This is a genomic window from Brevundimonas sp., assembly GCF_041648615.1.
Taxonomy (GTDB): Bacteria; Pseudomonadota; Alphaproteobacteria; order Caulobacterales; family Caulobacteraceae; genus Brevundimonas.
Genome location: NZ_JBAZOS010000080.1, coordinates 1 through 3,380, shown reverse-complemented (window position 1 = coordinate 3,380; position 3,380 = coordinate 1). Strand labels below are relative to the sequence as shown.

The following is a 3,380-nucleotide window of genomic DNA, read 5'->3' as shown; positions in this document are numbered from 1 at the left end:
GCCAGGACGAGGACCAGCAGCAGGGCGAGGTTGACCAGCAGAAACGGCGCCACCGACCGGCCGGTGACCACGGCGCCTTCGGCGAGGTCCTCGTCACGGCGGGAGGCGAAGGACCTGAAGGCGAAAAGCACCCTCTGTTTGAAGAAGGTCTGGCCGGTCAGGTCGCGCAGGATCTTGCGGCCCAGGGAGGCGCGGGTGACCGGGAAGGGGGCGGAAAGGACCAGGTCGGGGTCCTCGGCCTGCTGGGCGTATTTATGATGGGCGAGATGATAAGGCCGGTAGGCGGCGAGCGAGGCGCCGATGGGGACGGCGCACAGCCAGTGGCCGAGAAAGTCGTTCAGCCGTCGGTCCGGCGACAGGCCGCCGTGCGCCGCCTCATGCATCAGGATGGCCAGGCCCAGCTGGCGCGTGCCGATCACGGCGACGCAGAGCGGGATCAGGATCGGCCAGAGGACGCCCGCGGCCATGGCCAGGGCGATGACGGCCCAGCAGTGCAGCACCAGCAGGGGGCCGATCCAGGGCGAGCGCGTCTGGAAGGGCGTCCACTCGTCGGGCGTGAACAGGTCGAGCGGACGGGCGCGGGGCGCGGCTGACATGGAGGCAGGATAGGCCGGACCCCGCTGGACCGGAAGCGGCGATACGCCGGCTTCGGGGGTCGCAATGGGGGGCCGGAATCGTCATGAGAACCCGACAAAAAGTCAGGTTGACATGACAAAATGACATTGTAAGGTACGCCTTACATCAAGTCAGGAACGCCTTCCATGCTCGCCCTCGGAAAATCCACCTCGCCGGCCCATGGCCGCTATGTCTTCCGCACCCTTGCCTTCATGAGCGGCTATGTGGCCGTCAATGTCGCGGCCATCTTCGGAGCCTTTGACGACATCGCCTCGCCGGTGGCGGCCTGGGCTCTGGCCCTGACGGTCTCGGCGCCGGTGATCGGCCAGATCTGGGCGACCCTGTCGCTGATGCGAGAGTCGGATGAGTTCGTCAGGGCCCTGGTCGCCAAACAGTTCATCCTCGCGTCCGGCCTGGCCATGGCCCTGGCCAGCGTCTGGGGGTTCGGCGAGAGCTACGCGGCGGCGCCGCACATTCCGGCCTGGATGATCTATCCGCTGTTCTGGGCCTGTTTCGGCGTCATCGCCCCCTTTGTGAAGTCGTCGAACTGATGAAGAATCGTCTCAAGCTTCTGCGCGTCGAACGCGGCTGGACCCAGGAACAGCTTGGCCAGGCGCTGGGCGTGTCGCGCCAGGCGGTGAACGCCCTGGAGACCGAAAAGCACGATCCCTCGCTGGACCTCGCCTACCGCATCGCCGTGCTGTTCGCCCGGCCGGTCGAAGAGATTTTCGACAATCCCCACGCCTGACCACGTCAGCCAAACCTTACAGGATCAAGACCATGATGTTCATGTCCCGCCACGGCGGCGGCCGCCTGCTGCGCGCCTTCGCCATCGCTTCCGCCGTCGCCGTGGGGGCCGGCGCCGTCGCTTTCGCCGCCCGTGCTGAGCCGGCCGCCGCCGCCGCCACGGCCCCCTTCGCCTCGAGCCGGCTGTCGGTCGAGGTGGTCGGGTCGGGCCCCGACGTGGTCCTGATCCCCGGCTTCGCCTCGTCGCGCGAGGTGTGGCGGGCGGAGGCCGAGCGGCTGAAGGCGACGCACCGGGTGCATCTGGTGCAACTGGCCGGATTCGCCGGGGAGCCGTGGACGCATGGCGAGGGGCCGTTCGTCCAGCCGGTCATCGATGAGCTGGCCCGGTATATCGCTGAGGCCGGGCTGGAGCGGCCGGCGGTGATCGGCCATTCCATGGGCGGGATGACGGGTCTGCTGCTGGCCCAGCAGCATCCGGAGCTGGTCGGAGGGCTGATGAGCGTCGACAGCCTGCCGTTCTTCAGCGCCCTGTTCGGGCCGCAGGTGACGGCGGAAACGGCGCGGCCCTTCGCCGACCAGGCGGCGGCGGGCATCCTGGCGACCGAGCCGGCGGCCTATCGCGCCCAGCAGGGGCAGACGGCGATCGGTCTGGCGCGGGATCCGGCGACGCGGGCGGCCATGGTCGAATGGTCGATGAGCTCGGACCGGCAGGCGATGGCGGCGGCGATCCGCGAGGTGATGACGACGGACCTGCGGCCCGGTCTGGCGGCGATGACCACGCCGGTCTGGGCGATCTACGCCTCCGACGCGGACGGCGGGGCGCCGGCGGCGGGCGCGGACGCGGTCTGGGGCCGGGAATATGCGCCGCTTCCGGGCGTGCGGCTGATCCGGGTCGACGGCAGCCGGCATTTCATCATGGCCGACCAGCCGGCGAAGTTCGCCGAACTGGTCGATCAGTTCCTGGGCGAGTGACCACGCTCAGCCGGCCGCCGGCAGGGCGCGGGGGACGATCATCGGGGTGACGTCGCCCGCCTTCAGCAACTGGCCGGAGAAGTCGTCGGCATAGGCGATGGCCAGCAGGGACCGGAAGCCGGAGGCCGGCAGGGCGATCTCATAGCCGCCCTCGACGCCGGGGCCGACCTGGTAGGGGTTGATCAGGAAGATCAGGCCGCCGGCCTTGCCGGGCACGGTCCCGGGGGCGAGGACGAAGGGGGTGTCGGCGGCGCGCGGGCAGGTCGCGCCGGGCCGGCCGCCCAGCGAGATGGAGGCGCTGTCGGGCACGCGGGCTCGCCGGGCGGTGTTGATGGCGGAGCAGAGGGCCTCGTCGAGCACGGTCAGGTCGGCGTCCTTGCGCAACAGGTCGGCCAGGCCGAGGCGGCGCTTCAGCGCCTTGTCCCACAGGATGCCGCTGGTCAGGGTGTTGGGATGAGCGCCGCCGGAATAGTCGAAGTCCACGCGCTTGAGGCTCAACAGCTTGCCGGTCTCGGCGGCGGCGGTGACGGTGATGGTCTTTTCGTATTTGGGCCGGTCGGTGTCGGCGCCCGCCTCGGTCAGTTCGCCCTGGGCGCCCTCAACGAACTGGCGCAGCAGCCGGACCTCCTCTGCGTAGAGCCCGGCGTGCAGGTCGGTCTGGGGCTTGATCGCGTCCGGCAGGGCCAGGCGGACGTCGGCCCAGGGCGTCTTCCGCTCGAAGGCCAACGGCGCGGCGGCGTCGGCCGGGGTGACGGCCGCAGTCTCGCCAGGCGTGGCGGGGGCGGGCGGCGCGGGCTCGCGGTCGCGATTGCAGGCGGACAGGCCGGCGGCGAGGACGGCGGTCAGCAGCAGGGCGCGCCCCCGGGTCAAGCCTGACGACGCGGCCTTGGCGGTGACGGTCATGCGGGTCTCCTTCAGAACGGCCACGATAGAGCGCCGAGGATGATGGCGAAAAGCAGAATGAAGCCCGCGTCGCGATTCGATCGGAACAGGCGGAGGGCCAGGGCAGGATCGTCGGGGCGGACGTCCCGCGCCTGACGGAACAG

General features: G+C 70.2%; 5 protein-coding genes. 3 read left to right on the top strand and 2 right to left on the bottom strand.

Going from position 1 to position 3,380, the window contains the following annotated elements:
- A partial coding sequence (locus WC555_RS15400; protein ID WP_373254993.1) for a fatty acid desaturase occupies positions 1–596 on the bottom strand: 596 nt, incomplete at its 3' end.
- Between the two features lie 165 nt (positions 597–761).
- Here WC555_RS15400 and WC555_RS15395 point away from each other — a divergent pair.
- The 3 genes from WC555_RS15395 to WC555_RS15385 are packed head-to-tail and all read left to right on the top strand — an operon-like array spanning position 762 to position 2,334.
- On the top strand, positions 762–1,166 hold the full coding sequence (locus WC555_RS15395; RefSeq protein WP_292127643.1) for a hypothetical protein: 405 nt from the start codon (positions 762–764) through the stop codon (positions 1,164–1,166).
- The gene (locus WC555_RS15390; protein ID WP_284220220.1) at positions 1,166–1,363 is read left to right on the top strand and encodes a helix-turn-helix transcriptional regulator; all 198 of its coding nucleotides are present in this window, start codon (positions 1,166–1,168) and stop codon (positions 1,361–1,363) included. The genes WC555_RS15395 and WC555_RS15390 overlap by 1 nt, the downstream gene beginning before the upstream one ends.
- Before the next feature lie 32 nt (positions 1,364–1,395).
- Complete coding sequence (locus WC555_RS15385; protein WP_292127645.1) at positions 1,396–2,334, top strand: alpha/beta fold hydrolase; 939 nt, start codon at positions 1,396–1,398, stop codon at positions 2,332–2,334.
- Between the two features lie 6 nt (positions 2,335–2,340).
- Here the strand turns inward: WC555_RS15385 and WC555_RS15380 are convergent, their stop codons facing one another.
- Positions 2,341–3,237 carry a DUF3298 domain-containing protein gene (locus tag WC555_RS15380; protein ID WP_373254991.1) on the bottom strand — a complete coding sequence of 299 codons (897 nt, stop codon included), beginning with the start codon at positions 3,235–3,237 and terminating at the stop codon, positions 2,341–2,343.
- Between the last annotated feature and the right edge of the window lie 143 nt (positions 3,238–3,380).